11 protein-coding genes are annotated in these 15,583 nt (G+C 53.0%); 7 read left to right on the top strand and 4 right to left on the bottom strand.

Annotation, left to right across the window (positions count from 1 at the left end; genetic code table 11):
• Position 1: 1 nt before the first annotated feature.
• Together BLQ88_RS22390 and BLQ88_RS22385 are read right to left on the bottom strand one after the other, a co-directional pair.
• Positions 2-913: a helix-turn-helix domain-containing protein gene (locus tag BLQ88_RS22390; protein WP_090154620.1), complete on the bottom strand. Its 912-nt coding sequence runs from the start codon at positions 911-913 to the stop codon at positions 2-4.
• Between the two features lie 15 nt (positions 914-928).
• Positions 929-1,969 (bottom strand): NAD(P)-dependent alcohol dehydrogenase, encoded by a 1,041-nt coding sequence (locus BLQ88_RS22385; protein WP_090154618.1) that lies wholly within the window; start codon positions 1,967-1,969, stop codon positions 929-931.
• A gap of 173 nt (positions 1,970-2,142) precedes the next feature.
• On the opposite strand from BLQ88_RS22385, the gene BLQ88_RS22380 reads away from it, so the two are divergent.
• On the top strand, positions 2,143-2,514 hold the full coding sequence (locus tag BLQ88_RS22380) for a hypothetical protein (RefSeq protein WP_090154616.1): 372 nt from the start codon (positions 2,143-2,145) through the stop codon (positions 2,512-2,514).
• Positions 2,515-2,598: 84 nt separating this feature from the next.
• Here the strand turns inward: BLQ88_RS22380 and BLQ88_RS22375 are convergent, their stop codons facing one another.
• Complete coding sequence (locus BLQ88_RS22375; protein WP_090154614.1) at positions 2,599-5,610, bottom strand: T9SS type A sorting domain-containing protein; 3,012 nt, start codon at positions 5,608-5,610, stop codon at positions 2,599-2,601.
• Positions 5,611-5,824: 214 nt separating this feature from the next.
• On the opposite strand from BLQ88_RS22375, the gene BLQ88_RS22370 reads away from it, so the two are divergent.
• The 6 genes from BLQ88_RS22370 (at position 5,825) to BLQ88_RS22345 (ending at position 14,642) form a co-directional block, all read left to right on the top strand.
• Complete coding sequence (locus tag BLQ88_RS22370) at positions 5,825-6,823, top strand: aldose epimerase family protein (RefSeq protein ID WP_176885068.1); 999 nt, start codon at positions 5,825-5,827, stop codon at positions 6,821-6,823.
• A 17-nt stretch (positions 6,824-6,840) separates the two neighbouring features.
• On the top strand, positions 6,841-8,808 hold the full coding sequence (locus BLQ88_RS22365; protein ID WP_176885067.1) for a glycoside hydrolase family 97 protein: 1,968 nt from the start codon (positions 6,841-6,843) through the stop codon (positions 8,806-8,808).
• A 269-nt stretch (positions 8,809-9,077) separates the two neighbouring features.
• Positions 9,078-12,116 (top strand): SusC/RagA family TonB-linked outer membrane protein, encoded by a 3,039-nt coding sequence (locus tag BLQ88_RS22360; protein WP_090154608.1) that lies wholly within the window; start codon positions 9,078-9,080, stop codon positions 12,114-12,116.
• Between the two features lie 21 nt (positions 12,117-12,137).
• Positions 12,138-13,685: a RagB/SusD family nutrient uptake outer membrane protein gene (locus tag BLQ88_RS22355; RefSeq protein WP_090154607.1), complete on the top strand. Its 1,548-nt coding sequence runs from the start codon at positions 12,138-12,140 to the stop codon at positions 13,683-13,685.
• A 233-nt stretch (positions 13,686-13,918) separates the two neighbouring features.
• Entirely contained in the window at positions 13,919-14,125 is a 207-nt protein-coding gene (locus BLQ88_RS22350) for a hypothetical protein (RefSeq protein ID WP_090154605.1), read from the top strand.
• On the top strand, positions 14,106-14,642 hold the full coding sequence (locus BLQ88_RS22345) for a GNAT family N-acetyltransferase (RefSeq protein WP_090154603.1): 537 nt from the start codon (positions 14,106-14,108) through the stop codon (positions 14,640-14,642). The genes BLQ88_RS22350 and BLQ88_RS22345 overlap by 20 nt, the downstream gene beginning before the upstream one ends.
• Positions 14,643-14,658: 16 nt before the next feature.
• On the opposite strand, the gene BLQ88_RS22340 is transcribed toward BLQ88_RS22345, so the two are convergent.
• On the bottom strand, positions 14,659-15,561 hold the full coding sequence (locus tag BLQ88_RS22340; protein WP_090154601.1) for an AraC family transcriptional regulator: 903 nt from the start codon (positions 15,559-15,561) through the stop codon (positions 14,659-14,661).
• Positions 15,562-15,583: the final 22 nt, after the last annotated feature.

Here is a 15,583-nt window from a genome sequence, read left to right as displayed (position 1 = left end):
ATCAGTGGAAAGACCTCCGGTAAGCCAGCGGTGAAACGGCTGTTTTGGCCTTGAAAAACCGGTTGAAGGACTGCGGATGGCTGAAACCGAGCTGGTAGGCGATCTCGCCAACCGACAGCGATGTCGCCGCCAGCGATTGTTTGGCCTTTTCGATCAGCTTGTTCTGAATATGCTGCTGGGTGTTGAAGCCGGTCACCGAACGCAGCATGTCGCTCAGGTAATGCGGCGAAACGGATAGCTGTGCCGCGATATCCTCGACGGTGGGCAATCCGTTTTCAGCCACCTGGTCGCTATCAAAGTAATCGGCCAACATCGTTTCCAGTTTCGCGAGCAGATCGTGGTTTACGTGTTTGCGCGTGAGAAACTGGCGGTTATAGAAGCGGTCGGCGTAGTTCAGCAGCACCTCGATGAGCGATACTATGATGTTCTGGCTGTATTTATCCGTATTTGCGCGGCATTCGTGGGCAATGCTTTCGGCCAGGCCATCGAGGGTCCGCTCCTCTTTTTCGGAAAGAAACAGCGCTTCATAAATTTCGTAGGAGAAAAACCCAAAATTGCGGATGCTCTTGCCGATCGGGTAATCCCTTAAAAAATCGGGGTGAATGATCAGTATCCAGCCTTCGCGGGCATTATTGTCCGAAGAAAGGATCTGCCCCGGCGAGAAAAAGGAGATTTGCCCCTCGTCGAAATCGAAATAATGCTGGCCATACCGGATCTTGCCGTCAAACCTCCTGATCAGGCAGATCATATAGAAGTTGTACATCGCCTTTTCGGAAATTTCAGGGGCAAAATCGCCCAGGTCTTCGAAGTTGATCACGGTGATCAAAGGGTGATCCGGCGGCGCGATGCCGAGTATCCTGTGAAATTCCGGGATGGAATTAAACGTCGTCACGCCCTTTTTCTCCGTTTTCATCGGTGCTGTTTTAGGTTAAAGTGTATTCAGGTCGATCACGAACCTGTACCGGACGTCGCCGCGGACCATCCGATCGAAAGCCGCATTCACGTCTTTGATATCGATCAGCTCAACGTCGGCGATAATGTTGTGTTTCGCGCAAAAATCGAGCATTTCCTGCGTTTCCTGTATCCCGCCCGAGCCCGAGCCGGCCACCGACTTGTTGCCCGAAAGCAACGCGAAAGCCGACAATTCAAACGGTTCCGAAGGAATGCCCACGCAAATGTGGACGCCGTTGGTACCAAGCAGGCCCAGGTACAAATTTAAATCATGTTTGGCCGACACACAATCGATGATAAAGTCGAAACTCCCCTTCTCGGACGCGACCTGTCCGGCGTCGCTCATATCGATAAAATCCTGCGCACCCAGTTCCAATGCAGCCGCTCGCTTGGCCGCAGAATTGCTCAGCACCGTCACATGGGCACCAAATGCCCGGCCGAATTTGACCGCCATATGCCCCAGCCCGCCCAGCCCGAGCACCGCCAGCTTATGCCCCTCGCCCACGCGGAACCGCCGCAACGGCGAATACGTGGTAATGCCCGCACACAACAGCGGCCCTACGCCCCTCGCGTCCAGTGATTTGGAAACCCGCAATGCGAAATGCTCGTTCACGACGATCACATTCGCATAACCTCCGTAGGTAGGCAGCCCGTCTTTTCCGAGGCTGTTGTAAGTCCACACGGCACCTTCCGTGCATTGGTTCTCATGCCCATGCCCGCATTCGTGGCAATGCCCGCACGAGTCCACCATGGTACCCACGCCCGCCCAGTCGCCCGGCTGAAACTTCTTCACATGCTCGCCCACTTTCACTACCTCGCCTACGATCTCATGGCCGGGCACCATCGGGAAAATGCCGGGAAACCAGTCGTTGCGGATCTGGTGAAGGTCGGTATGGCACACGCCGCAATACATGATCCTGATCTGTACATCGTGGTGCCCGACTTCCCTGATTTCGTAATTCCACGGAGCCAGAGCGGCCTCCGGGTTCTGGGCTGCATAACCTTTCGCTGGTATCATGACCTTTCTCCTTTTTTGTATTTGAATGATGATTTTAACTGTACAAATGTCAGCACCCTCATCCACGAAAAAGTAGCCCGATCGGGGCGTGTTGTAGCAGTTTCGGAAAACCCCGATTTCTTTTTATTTTACAACGCATTTCAAGGATCTCAAACTTAAACATCTGACTCAAAATGAAAGGAAAGCATTATCTCCTGATGGTTATCGCAATTTGTTTTGTTTCGATCGCCGCAGCAAAAACGGTGTGGCTGGCGGACGTGATCGGTACCTGGAAATACCGGATCAGCGACGTTCCGCCCGAGTACGAATCCGGGTTCTTCACTTTTGAGCAAAAGGACAACAAAACGGTCGGGTATGCGGGTGACACCGAAAAAGAAGAAATGAAAGAGTTGACCGTCGATCAGGAAAAAGTCACGTTCACGATCGAAAACCAGGCAGGTGTTTTTAAATACAGTTTCGCGCAAAAAGGCGACACTTTAACCGGCATCGTATCATCCCAATACGGAGAGTTTCCGATCAAAGCGGTGCGTGAGCCGAAGAAATAAAAAGAATAGTCCGGGCGCCATTGCGAACATGGCACCCGGACTAAGCAATTCGGTATTGGGCGACTTCAATATCGACCCATCATCCTAATAATGAACAAGTTTCGCATTGCGCTTAACCCCGCGCGCATCTGTGACCGTCACGATGTATGTCCCGGCGGGTAACTCGTCAAGGCCTTTCAGCACAAGATTTTCACTACCTGCTTCAAAGCTCCGCGTCAGCAACACCAGCCCCTGATTGTTTGCAACCGAAACTTCCAGTATACCCGAGAGTCCCTTAACTCCAAGTTGCACTTCATCCCGTGCCGGATTAGGGAATACGGATAAGTCGGATGCATCGCGGGTAAAATTCAAAGCTACGATCCGCGAGAATGTCGTCGTACCATCCATATCCACCTGCCGCAGCCGGTAATAGTTGATCGAGTCGGCCGTCGGTGCGAAATCCGGGAACTGGTAATTCCTGAGCTCCTTCGAATCGCCATTGCCCTCCACCGAGCCGATAGCTTTGAAAACCCTGCCGTTTGTACTTCGTTCGATCACAAATTCCTTATGATTGGTTTCCGAGGCGGTTTGCCAGGTCAACAGCGCGCTGCCGGGCGTAGCGACGCCCGAGGTCTTTTCCCCATTGAAATACACCAAATTCACAGGCAATGCGGTGTCGGTAAGCTCGTAAATGGCTACATCCGCTCCGGGTATTGTCACCGTGAATGTGCCTTGAACCTGCACAGCCTGCGTTTTCGCATTCACATCCGCGCCGCTGAACAGCTCCTTCACGAGGTAACTCGCCGTAGCGCTTAGCCCCGCCCGTGCGAGGTCGATATTGAATGTGCGCGGGGAATCGCCATAATTACCAACGGCCAGGTAAGTATGCGAGCCGATGGTTTTGACAAACAAATTATTCGGGTCCCAACCGGTATTTCCCTCCACCGGCCGGAACGCCTTGCCGTCCTTCGCAAGGTTCATCAATGCGGTATTTTGCAATAAGGATTGCGCACGGGCTTTCCAGGCACCGTCCGACGAATAATCATCACCGGTCATCAGCGTGCCGGTAACGATCGACGACGCGAGGCGCAGCTTGTTCTTGCCCTCTGTATAGTTGCCGAAAACGACATTATCGCCATCGATATACTGGTAAATGTGTCCCTGCCACCAGCCGTAGTTAGTACTATTCAATGTATAGGCCGACTCCCACGTGTCCCCGTACGCATCGCACGCGATCCTGCGCATGTGTGCGTAGCGCCCGGTCGCAAGGTTGGGCGAAATGGCGGCGTAAACAAGCATACTACCGTCGATCTGATCGATAAGATACTCCATGCCGACCTTGTAAGCTTCCATTCCGGTGTGGATGCCCGGTTGGTAAAAACTATCAGCTTCCAATGACGCGTGAGCGAGGAAATCGATCTTGATCATCTCAAAACCGCATTCTTTGAATCGACCGATGAGGTAAGCAATGCGTTCTTTCGTGCCTGGGTGCGTGGGATCGAGGGCATAGGCACCGTCGAGCTCGATAGGCCCGCCGTTCACTTTTGTCCAGGCATCGGCGTAGTTGTAGGTTGTCCCCTCCATGGTTCGGCTCCATTTGCCCCAATCCACAAACGGCGCCCAGTAAATACCCGCTTTGAAACCTTTGGACTTGCAATAATTGGCAAACTCGGTAAGCTGGCTGAAATCGCCCGTCCACGAGCCGGGCGTCATATTGTCCCAATACGAATCGAGGTCGATGTACAGGGTATTGTCGGCATTGCGGAAATTGGGCAAGCCGGTCGAAAAGTAATCGATCACGGCTTTGCTGTTGGTGAGGTTAATGTTGGTTTGAATGGCCCCCCAGCTATTCCAGCCCATCGGCGTGCCGCCCGCCCAGGTGTCGATGTAGCTCGGCTCGGCCAATGCATTCAATTTGCCGTAGGCGTCAAGGCCGTCGCGCCAGTCGTCGTCATAGCTGATCAGAATACGTGGCGAGCGGCAGCTGGTACCGCCGACGTTCACCCAGCCGTGCCCGCGCTTGTCGCGTGTGAGGTTTTCCTGCGTCCAGCCGGCGATGACCGAAAGGAAAGTACTGCCCGAGCGCCCCTCGCCTACCTGGTTCACGCCCGTTTTCCAAACGGTATGTTCCACCGATCCGACGGTGAGGCCTTTGCGGTTGGTATTATCGTACACCGCGCCCACTTCCGAGCCCGTAAAAGTCGAGTAACGGCTCTCTTTGGCCTCGTAGCGCACCCAGGCATCATTATCGAAAGGCACCAGAAGCTGCCGCTTGTCTGCATTGGACTGAATGTCGATCAAATTGGAGGTCAACGGCGACATCCGGTAGCAATTAGAGCCGTTGCCATTCAGTATGGTCTCTGTAAAAACCGCATTCCGCGCGGGGTACGTATAAAAAACCTGCTGCATTTCGAGCTGGCCCGCGCCGGTCATGGTTATGATATGCCTGGTACCGCTGCCGAATGCGTCGCTCACCGGCTCAGAGCTGTAAATGCGGCTGGTGTAGCCATCGGTGCTTTGGTAAACCTGGTCGGACGAGGCCGTGGAGAATGCACCGCCGATGATTTTCTGGTTATTGAAATAAACATCGTAAATGCCGTTCGCGAGGTCGTAGTCCACGTGGCTGTTATTACCAAATGCAATGGATTTTACATTGGGCGTATTGATCGGCGTAAGGGTGATCCTGTCGATATTCGGGCCGTAGCTCGACGGGTTATCGAGGCGTATCACATTACTCCCGGCATTCAACGGGATCATCACTTTAATTGCCGCCGGGGTAGCCCAGCCGCCCGACGCCGGGCAGGTTACGGCCACAAGGGAACCGCCGTTCGGGGTGACGTTGATCGTCCGCTGATCGCCCGTACAATAGGTCACGTTAATGTTGTAAACGCCCGCCGAAGCAACCGAAACCGGTATTTCGACCGCGCCGACGCCCAGTCCGCCGACCATTTGCCCGCCTGAGCAGGAGGCGCATCCCTGCAAATCGGCACCGCCGGTACGCGTACCCGACTCCGCTTCGAAAGATTGTGCAAAAGTATGCGCCGCAAAAGCCAGCATCCCGCCTATCAGCCACGCCACACGGCGGTACCTGTGCTTGTTGTAAAGCTTGTTATTCATAATGATGGATTTAAGTTGAGTGATCGGGGAGTAAAATTATGCGGCCGCCATGGCGTCGAAAATGGATAATAGCTTTAAAAAGATGGATTATTCAACAAGCATTCCCGCGATTTAGTCCATTAATTTGCATCTATTGTCCATTTACCACGGCGGCCGTTTCCGGTAGTTTTGGCCTTCGAAAATGGCTTGTTCCATTCTCCATTCTGCCCGATCCATGAACCTGATTACCTGTAAGCCCTGGGGCGAGACCGCGAACGGACCGGTTTACCTGTTCCGGCTCACCAATGCCAGCGGCGCTTTTGTCGAAATCACCAATTACGGGGCCACGCTCGTATCCGCTTGTGTGCCCGACCGCCACGGCAAACTCGCCAATGTCGTGCTGGGATACGATAGCCTCCAAGGCTACGAGGCCGACCCCAACTACATGGGCGCGACCATCGGGCGTTTCGCCAACCGCATTTCTGACGCCGCCTTCGAGCTCGACGGCAGGCATTACAGGCTGGAAGCCAACGACGGTTCCAATAGCAATCATGGAGGATCTAACGGCTTTCACCGGCAAACTTTCCTGCATGAGACAGGAGAAAGATGCATTACCCTGCGCTATACGAGCCCGGGTGGCGAAGGCGGCTTCCCCGGCACGCTGCAACTTGCGGTACGCTACGAATGGACGGAGGATAATGCATTGATGATCCACTACCAGGCAACTACCGATCAGCCAACCGTTGCCAGTTTCACAAACCACGCCTATTTCAATCTTTCAGGAAAAACAGGGCTTATCGACGGCCACGAGCTGCACATTTTGGCCCAAAACATCCTGGAAACCGGCGCCGATCACATTCCTACGGGCGCCGTCATTCCGGCTGGCATTTTGAGTTTTAATGGAAATAATGTAGGTCAAAAAATACAGAAAGAAAACGGCAATCGGGAAGGCCTGAACACTTGCTATATTCTTGAAAAACAAGCCGATAAATTAAGCAAAGCTTGCCAGCTGACCGACCCCGAAACCGGCCGGGCCCTCACCGTACACACCTCCTACCCTGGCCTGCTCCTCTACACCGGCGACTACATTTCCGGCGGAACGCACCGCCCTTTCGAAGGCCTCTGCCTCGAATGCCAGCACTTCCCCGACGCCCCAAACCAGCCCGCTTTCCCGAGCGCCGTATTGCGGCCCGGCGAGGTTTACGACCATACGATTCTATTTCATTTTACCTAAAACCTGAACCCCAACCCATGCGAACCAGACTTATGCTCCCGGTACTGCTGCTCCTTGCAGCGCAGGCCTGGTCCCAGACCGCTTTGCAAAAATTCGCCGTGCAATCGCCACTTAAAAAGCTCAAAATCGACATTACCGTCCAGGACAGCGTCACTTACGCCGTCGCATTGAATGGCAAACCGGTGCTACTGCCGTCGGCCATTTCGATGCACTTCGGCAATATCCGGGCAGGCCGGAATGCGGTGGTGAAGCAGACGCACAAGCACAATGTCCGCAGCGAAATTACACCGCCCTTCGGCCAGTTTTCCAGACTGAAAAATAATTACAATGAGCTGGAAATCGATTTCGAACAGCATTACAGCATTATTTTCAGGGCTTATGATGAAGGCATTGCCTACCGTTTTTCCACCGATTTCAATGAACCCGTGAAAGTTGTTTCCGAGCAGGCCATCTTCCGGCTCGCGGGCGATCCTGAGGCAGTGTTCCCCGAATCGGATGTGTATACTTCGTGGGAGGTGCCTTATGTGAAGTACAAAAACGTATCGGCCATTGCCGAGGGCAAAAAGGCGATTTCGCCGGCATTGTTCGGGCAGCCGGATGGTGTGAAAATTGTTGTAGCGGAGTCGGATTTGCTGGATTATCCCGGTATGTACCTGCAAAAAAGCGGCGGAACGATCCGTGGCAACTGGGCGCCTTATCCCGCGAAAACGGAGCTCGGCAGCTGGGGTAATTTCGTATCCGTGGTGAAGGAAAGAAAGGATTACCTGGCCGAAACACCGGGTAAGCGCGCGTACCCATGGCGCGTGGTGATCGCGACTGCGCAGGAGAAGGATTTATTGGTTAATCAATTGATTTACAAATTGGCTACACCTCCCGCTATTCAGGACTTGTCATGGATCAAGCCCGGCAAAGCGGCGTGGGAATGGTGGCACGATGCTATGCTGCCCGGCTCGGAAACGCCGTCGGGTATGCAAAACCGGAACACGGCATTGTATAAAAAGTACATCGATTTCGCAGCACAAAACAAACTGGAATATTTGATGATCGACGCGGGCTGGTCGAATGTGTACGATCTCAAAAAGGTGAAACCGGAAACCGACGTATTCGAACTGGCGCGTTATGCGAAGGGCAGGAATGTAGACCTGTTTCTGTGGTGCGTGGCCACGACATTGCTCAACGACCTCGAAGGCAACCTCGATTTCATCCGCTCCACCGGCGCCGTGGGTATTAAGGTCGATTTCTTCGACCGAGACGACCAGCTGGCTATTCAATGGTTTGAAAAAATCGCCCAAGCCGCCGCCGACCGCCATTTGATGATCGATTTTCATGGCTGCTCCAAACCCACCGGTCTCGAACGAAAATACCCCAACATCGTGAACTATGAAGCCGTCCGCGGTGCCGAATGCTCCAAATGGGACCTCACCGCCAACCCCGACCAGCATTTGCTCACCTCGTTCGTACGCATGCCCGCGGGCCCGCTCGACTACACGCCCGGCTCCATGCGCAATGCGACGAAGGAAACTTTCAAGCCCGTCGATCCCGGCCTGCCTTCCACGCAAGGTACTCGCTGCCACGAGCTGGCGATGTTCGTGATCTTCAACCAGCCGCTCGCCATGCTGTGCGATTCGCCAATGGAGTATGCCAAATACCCCGATGTCATGCAATTTCTCTCCGCCGTGCCTACCGCATTTGAGGATACCAAAGCCCTCGACGGCAAAGTGGGCCAATATGCGGTGATGGCGAAAAAGAAGGCCGGTAGCTGGTACATCGGCGCGATGACCAACTGGGACGCCCGCACCGTGGAGCTGGACTTTTCTTTTCTGCCCGATGCCAAAACATACCATATGACGCTCTACACCGATGCCGCCGATGCCGGGACGGACGCTTCGCATTACACCGTCAAAACCATGCAGGTCACGCGCAAAACGAGGCTGAAACTACGCTTGGCGAAGGGCGGCGGGGCCGTGGCGATGGTACGCCCATAAGGCGTCGGCCCAACACCGGAATGCCATAATATAATCCATCTTGTTCATAAAATTGACCATTTAAGGGGGCTCTTTTTATTCCGACCTTGCACAAGGTTTAATCACAATAATTAACGGAATAAAACAAAATCTACTCATGAAGAGCCCCCGCCTTAGTAACCGAAATTCACTACCTGATCTCACCCTCGGCCGTGCGGTGTAAACCGGCACGGCTGTTCGCATTCCACTCAGTTTTCCTTTCTTATCAAACCTTATGCATTAGTATTCCAATGAAAAAATCAATTTTACAGATACTGTTGCTTTGCCTGCTCACGGCCACTGCCTTCGCGCAGGGTGTGACGGTCAAAGGGCGTGTGACTGACAAAGCCACCAAAGCACCGGTTTTTGGGGCATCGGTGGCTTTGAAAACCGACCTTACCAAAGCCACCATCACCAACGATGCGGGGGATTTCACGCTCACGGTATCCGGCACGAACCCGAAGGTGATTGTACATTCGTTCGGCTACCAGGATGTCGAGATCACGGTCGGCAACCAGACATTCCTCGAAGTAAGCTTAGAGGAGGAGGCGAAAGGCCTCGAAGAAATCGTCGTGGTAGGTGCGGTGGTGCGCCGGGAGAGCCTTACGGGCTCAGTAGCGTCCATTAATGCAGCCAAAATCTCGCAAACCCCTACTAACAATATCAACCAGGCGTTGCAGGGCAAGGTGGCGGGCGCTTACGTGGTTTCGAACTCCCAGCCAGGCTCCGACGCGAGCATTAAAATACGGGGAAACAACTCCATCCAGTTCGGTACCAACCCGATTTTCGTGGTCGACGGCGTGATCATCGACGGCGGATTCAATACCCTTAACCCCGATGACATCGCGTCCATCGACGTGCTGAAAGATGCTGCTTCGACGGCCATTTACGGCTCCCGCGGAGCGAATGGCGTGGTGGTGGTGACAACGAAAAAAGGACGGAACGGCGGCGGTAAAGTGAGTTACAATGCCTGGTTCGGTGTGCAGAGTTTCAGCAAGAAGGTGGATCTGATGAAAGGAAAAGACCTTTTTGACCTGCGTGTGGACGCGTACGCGAATGCTTTTATCGAGAAAAACCCGCAAGGCAACCGCCAGCAATATATCACCGACTCGCTGATGGGACCGAATTCGCTGGCATTTGCGCAGTACGAGCTCGATGCCTACCGCCAGGGCAAGTCCTACGACTGGCTCGATGCCGTTACCCGCAAAGGTTTTCAGCAAAACCACACCCTGAATTTCTCCGGCGGCACCGACAAGGGCAGCTATTTCCTCAGCTTCAACTTCACCGATCAGAAGGGCATCGTGAAAAGTTCGGGCTACAAGCGCCTCGGCGGCCGCGCCAACCTGGAACAGGCCATTAAACCCTGGCTGAAAGTGGGTACCAACACCTCATTCACCAATAGCAAGGACGACTATGTCGACGGCAGCGTGTTCTCCGTGGCAGCGGTGGCTAACCCATTGCTGCCGGTGGATACCGCAGGTTATTATTTGAAGTATGGTGATATCGAGAATCAGGACGCGTACAACCCGCTCCGCAGCCTGTCGATTGCAGGAGACAATTCATCAAACCGCTTGATGTCAGCAAATTACGTCAATATTTCCCCTATCAAAGACCTGAATATCCGCTCTACGGTTTCTTTTGACATTACTAACCAGCAGACTTTTTGGTACACGCCGATGACCACCGGCCAGGACCGCCGTAACAGCAACCACGGCAAGGCGTCGCAGCGGAAAGACGTTTACAATAATTTACAATGGGACAATACCATTTCGTACAATAAGAGTTTCGGGCCGCATTACCTCTCGGTGCTCGCGGGTACGTCGTTGCAGAAGAACGAGTACAACTACAACCAGGTCGACGCATTCGGTTTTCCCAATGACGATTTCGGGTACAAATTCCTGGGCGGGGCCTATTCGAAGGACAAAACCAGCCTTTCCTCGGATTTTATCACCACTACCCTGCTTTCTTTCCTCGGCCGCGCCGATTACAGCTACAACGACAAGTACTTCGTGACCGCCACGCTGCGTTACGATGGTTCGTCGCGCTTCGGGGCCAACAACAAATGGGGCGCATTTCCATCCCTTGCATTGGCCTATGATATGTCCAAAGAAGGTTTCATGAGCAACCTGCACCCGGTTAGCCGCCTGAAATGGCGTGTGGGCTACGGCATCGCGGGCAATCAGAACATCCCTAACTACGCATTTGCCAGCCTTTACCGCCCGAATTACACCAACAACTCGGTTACCTACGTGTCCGACGGCCGCCTGGGCAATCCGAACCTGCACTGGGAGCGCCAGAAGCAGCTCAACCTGGGCGTGGATCTCGGTTTGTTTGATAACCGCCTCACCATTACTGCCGATTATTTCAATATCAATAATGATGATTTGCTGATGGTGAAGACATTATCGACTACGACCGGCTTCACCAACACCGTTTCCAACGTAGGCGCGCTGAACAACAAGGGCATCGAGTTCGCGATCAATGGTGCATTGGTTCGCAAGCAGGATTTTCAATGGAATGTGAACCTGACCGTGTCCCACGACCAGAACAAAGTGACCGCATTGTACGGCGACACGAAGGCGATTTACAACAAAGGCGGCTACACCGGCGTGGAGATCCAGCGTACCGGCAACCTGTTTCTGGGTGAGTCTCTGAACAGCGTATATAGCTATAAGTTCGACAAGATCGCGCAGCAGGCAGATATGGACCGCATCAAGGATATGGACTTCGCCGGACGCACCGTGCACCCGGGTGATATCCTGCCTGTGGACAAGGACGGCAATGGCGTAATCAACGACGACGACCGTTATGTGGTGGGTAAACTAAATCCTAAATTCTACGGTGGCTTCGGCACCGATGTGACTTACAAAGGCTTTGGAATCAATATGTTTTTCAACTATTCGGCCGGTTTGAAACGTCTGAGCGGCTTGTATGAAGGGCTGATGTCGTCGTCGGGTGTGAGTGCCGCGCATGAGGACCTGAACAACCGCTGGACACCGGAAAACACCAATACCAACGTGCCCCGCGCATTGTACGGCATTCCGCGTTACAGCTACGGCGATACCGATCTGGGCCTGCAAAATGCCTCATTCCTCCGCCTTTCGACTTTGACTATTTCCTATACCCTACCCAGAAACGTGGCAAGTGCCCTTAAATTGGAGAATACGCGCTTTTACGTGACCGGCACCAACATGCTCCGGTTTACCAAAGACCGGGGTTACGATCCCGAAACCGGCGACGGCTACCCGAATTCGAAAATGCTCACGGCCGGTTTGAACATCACTTTCTAGCATTATTAAAAGATATTTGAAATGAAAAGAAGAGCTGCATTAGGCATACTTCCGGTACTGATCCTGGCCTCCACGGTGTCGTGTACCGACTTTCTCGACCAGCAACCGCAAACCGCCCTCACGCAGGAACAGGTGTTTTCCAAACTCGAAAACATCGACCCGCTGATCACCGGGCTTTATACCAACTGGCGCAATGCGCGGAAAGATCGCGGCGGGTTCATGTTCCAGCTGGGCGGCGACGAATCGCAGCAGGGCGCATTTCAGGTGCGCTCCGAGGCCGATCAGGCCGGTCTGGACCGCTACGACGGCTTCCTCGCCCCGCGCAACAATGCATTAACCCAGCAATGGGACCTCCGCTGGCCGATCGTTTCGGCTGCCGCAAAGGCCATTCTCGCATTGCAAACCAACACCGAAGACGAGGCGAAACGGAATGTGCTTCTCGGCGAGGCATCGTTCATATGGTCGGCTGTGACATTCGAACTCACGCAGTACTGGGGCGAAATACCCATTATCGACGCGGGCAAACTGAACGAGTTCGGTACGAGTCGCAAGCCGCTGCCGCAGGTGTATGAGTATTTGATCAAAAACCTGCAATTCGCTGTGGATCACCTGCCCGAAACACAAACCGACAAGCGGCGCGTCACCAAGTATGCGGCGATGGCATTGCTTGGAAAGGTGTACCTGTACGCCCCGCAGGAAGCGAATGTGCGTGATTATCAGAAGGCTGCGGATATGTTCAATGGGGTGATTCAATCGGGCAAATTCAGTCTGGTACCGAAGTTCGGCGACCTGTTCGACCCTTCGAAACCGAATTCCAGCGAGTCACTGTACGAATTCCAGTTCAATAACACCTACCCCGACAACAACCAGACGCAATGGCAAATGGGCTCCCGCGCATTGGCGTCCATCGATGGAAACTGCGCTTTCGGCGGTTATGATCTGATGGTACCTACCGCCTACGCGTACAAGGACGCGACCGCGGGCGGCGTGTGGGAAGCGGGCGATACACGTAAAGCGGCGTCCATCCGCTACGACTTCACGTACAACGGCCAGCCGCCCAAACTCCTCTCCGGTTTCGGCGGCGACGAGCTCGATCCGCACGTGAAAAAGTTTGAAGACCCGCGCACGCAAGGCACCATGAGTTTCTGGTATTCAGGCAAAAACATCATTTATATGCGTTACGCCGACGTGCTCCTCTGCTACGCCGAATGCCTCAACGAGCTCAAACGCACGCCCGACGCCATCGCGATCGTGAACGACCAGGTACGCACCCGCGCATTCGGCGGCACGCTCCCGAGCGCGATGAAATGGAACGCAGGCCTCAGCCAGGATGAATTCCGCACCAAAATGCTCGACGAGCGCATGCGCGAACTCTGCTTCGAAGGATGGCGCCGGATGGATCTCATCCGCTCCGGCAAATTCGTCTCTCTCATCAAAGCCCGCAACCGCTGGGCCGCCGAAAGCAACACCATCCAGGAATTCCACAAAAAATACCCCATCCCGCTAACGGAGGTATTGCAAAACGAGGATATCTCAGATGCCGATCAGAATCAGGGGTATCAGCCGTGATGGGGATTGATTTAATGTAAAAAGGGGCCAAGAGGCTTATCAGGGCCGGAAATTACTTCCGGCCCATTTTTTTGCAAATTTTGATAACCAAAACCTACCCCTCGGCACTAATGCCCGACCGTTCATTCATTCCCCGCTGAATACCAGTCTAATCCACGCAATAACCCGGCCAAAAGATTGCTTTCAGCATTTACATTGGCTTACCTTTGCATTCGACATTAACGATAGAAACCATGGCACGACCTATTGAAGAAACACCGGTGTTAACGAGACGCGAGTGGAGAAAATTTGAAGCGCAATTGTATGCAAACAGAAACAAAATGATTACAGCTGAGGAGTACGCGGAGATGAAAAAGAACTATGAATTCATAGCGTCCCTTTTTGTAGAAAACAATCCAAAAACAAAAAAAGTACAACCAGATGAACCTGAGCATAGTTAAGCTATCGCCTGACTATGAGTTTGCGCCATTTGATTGCAACGACAAAGACTTGAACGAGTTTTTACTCACCGATGCGAAGCCTTACCAAGACCAGCTTTTATCAACCAGCTATATCTTGGAAGATAACAACAGCCTTGTCGGTTTCTTTTGTGTTTCAAATGATCGGCTCTGTCAGGAAGACACCAATAAATGGCGAAAAATCAAAGAATGTGTCCCATATCCAAAGCGTAGGAACAGCTATCCTGCATTGCGGATCGGACGGCTCGCGATCGACCATAAATACCAGGGCGCGGGTTACGGCAAGAAAATTCTGGATTATATTAAAATTTACTTTTTAGAAAACAGTCCGGCCGGTTGCCGCTTCTTGCTGGTAGACGCATACCTGCAGTCGGTTGGGTTCTATGATAAAAATGGATTCGACGAGTTACCAACAGACAAACCGAGCAATAAGACAAAACTTATGTACTACGACTTGCATGATATTCGAAAACTAATGCGCTTTAAACGGTTCTTCTGAAAGCGCATCCAGCATCTCACCCATTTACCATATTCCGCTTCCGATACTCCGTCGGGGGGATATCCATCAGTTTCGAAAACATTCTTGAAAAGTAATACTGGTCCTCGACACCGAGCATGATGGCCATTTCCTTGATACTCATTTTCGTGAATGTCAGGTACTGGCAGGCTTTCTGGATTTTCAGGTGGTTGAAATATTCGATGGGCGAATAGCCGGTTTTGCTGCGGAAGAGCACGGAGAAATGCGACACCGAGAGGTTGGCGAAGGAGGCGAATTCGTTGAGGCTGATCACGTCGCCGATGCGCTTTTGCATAAGGTCGATCGTGTGGGCTACTACGTGGCTTTCCTGGGCGGTGTCCATGTTGTTAAACTTGTCCTCGTAGAGCAGCGACGACAGAAAATGCGAGAAGGTCATGTTCACATACCGCAGGGTGTCGGCGCTGTAACCCTTTTCCAGATTGGTATAAATTTCTTCGAACAGCTTGATCCTGTTAGCATTATAAGCCAATGTCGGCTTGTAATTTTTGGCATTTTTGAGAATAAGGTCCACGATATAGCCTGCCGTCTGACCTTTGAAATGGATCCAGTAAATGGTCCAGGGATCGTCGGTGGCCGAGCCATAGCGGTGTGGCGTGTTGGCCGGGATGGCGATAAACTGCGACGGCGCCACTTCGATCTTCTTCTTGTTGATTTCGACCCAACCATGGCCGTTAAGGCAATAGATAATGATATGCTGGCTGATCCCCTGCGGCCGTTCCACATAATGGAACTGCGCCTTGGGGTAGTAGCCGATGTCGGTAATGTAAATCTGCCGGGTAATGGGGTCGTCGACCAGGAAGTCATTCTGGATTTTGCGGGGCAGCACAATGAGGCGCTGCCCTTCGAAACCTTCCCTTTTTCTTAATGCTTTCTCTTTCATCCTCGCTCGTGCTGAAAATCAG

Origin of the sequence: Dyadobacter soli (genome assembly GCF_900101885.1) — a bacterium.
GTDB classification, from domain to species: Bacteria; Bacteroidota; Bacteroidia; order Cytophagales; family Spirosomataceae; genus Dyadobacter; species Dyadobacter soli.
Note: the sequence above shows the minus strand (reverse complement) of the source record. Positions and strands in the feature narration are given on the sequence as shown.

What these genes read in the sequence shown, in the direction of transcription:
- BLQ88_RS22390 (WP_090154620.1), bottom strand. Translation starts at nt 913, where the DNA reads ATGAAAACGGAGAAAAAGGGCGTGACGACGTTTAATTCCATCCCGGAA.
- BLQ88_RS22385 (WP_090154618.1), bottom strand. Translation starts at nt 1,969, where the DNA reads ATGATACCAGCGAAAGGTTATGCAGCCCAGAACCCGGAGGCCGCTCTG.
- BLQ88_RS22380 (WP_090154616.1), top strand. Translation starts at nt 2,143, where the DNA reads ATGAAAGGAAAGCATTATCTCCTGATGGTTATCGCAATTTGTTTTGTT.
- BLQ88_RS22375 (WP_090154614.1), bottom strand. Translation starts at nt 5,610, where the DNA reads ATGAATAACAAGCTTTACAACAAGCACAGGTACCGCCGTGTGGCGTGG.
- BLQ88_RS22370 (WP_176885068.1), top strand. Translation starts at nt 5,825, where the DNA reads ATGAACCTGATTACCTGTAAGCCCTGGGGCGAGACCGCGAACGGACCG.
- BLQ88_RS22365 (WP_176885067.1), top strand. Translation starts at nt 6,841, where the DNA reads ATGCGAACCAGACTTATGCTCCCGGTACTGCTGCTCCTTGCAGCGCAG.
- BLQ88_RS22360 (WP_090154608.1), top strand. Translation starts at nt 9,078, where the DNA reads ATGAAAAAATCAATTTTACAGATACTGTTGCTTTGCCTGCTCACGGCC.
- BLQ88_RS22355 (WP_090154607.1), top strand. Translation starts at nt 12,138, where the DNA reads ATGAAAAGAAGAGCTGCATTAGGCATACTTCCGGTACTGATCCTGGCC.
- BLQ88_RS22350 (WP_090154605.1), top strand. Translation starts at nt 13,919, where the DNA reads ATGGCACGACCTATTGAAGAAACACCGGTGTTAACGAGACGCGAGTGG.
- BLQ88_RS22345 (WP_090154603.1), top strand. Translation starts at nt 14,106, where the DNA reads ATGAACCTGAGCATAGTTAAGCTATCGCCTGACTATGAGTTTGCGCCA.
- BLQ88_RS22340 (WP_090154601.1), bottom strand. Translation starts at nt 15,561, where the DNA reads ATGAAAGAGAAAGCATTAAGAAAAAGGGAAGGTTTCGAAGGGCAGCGC.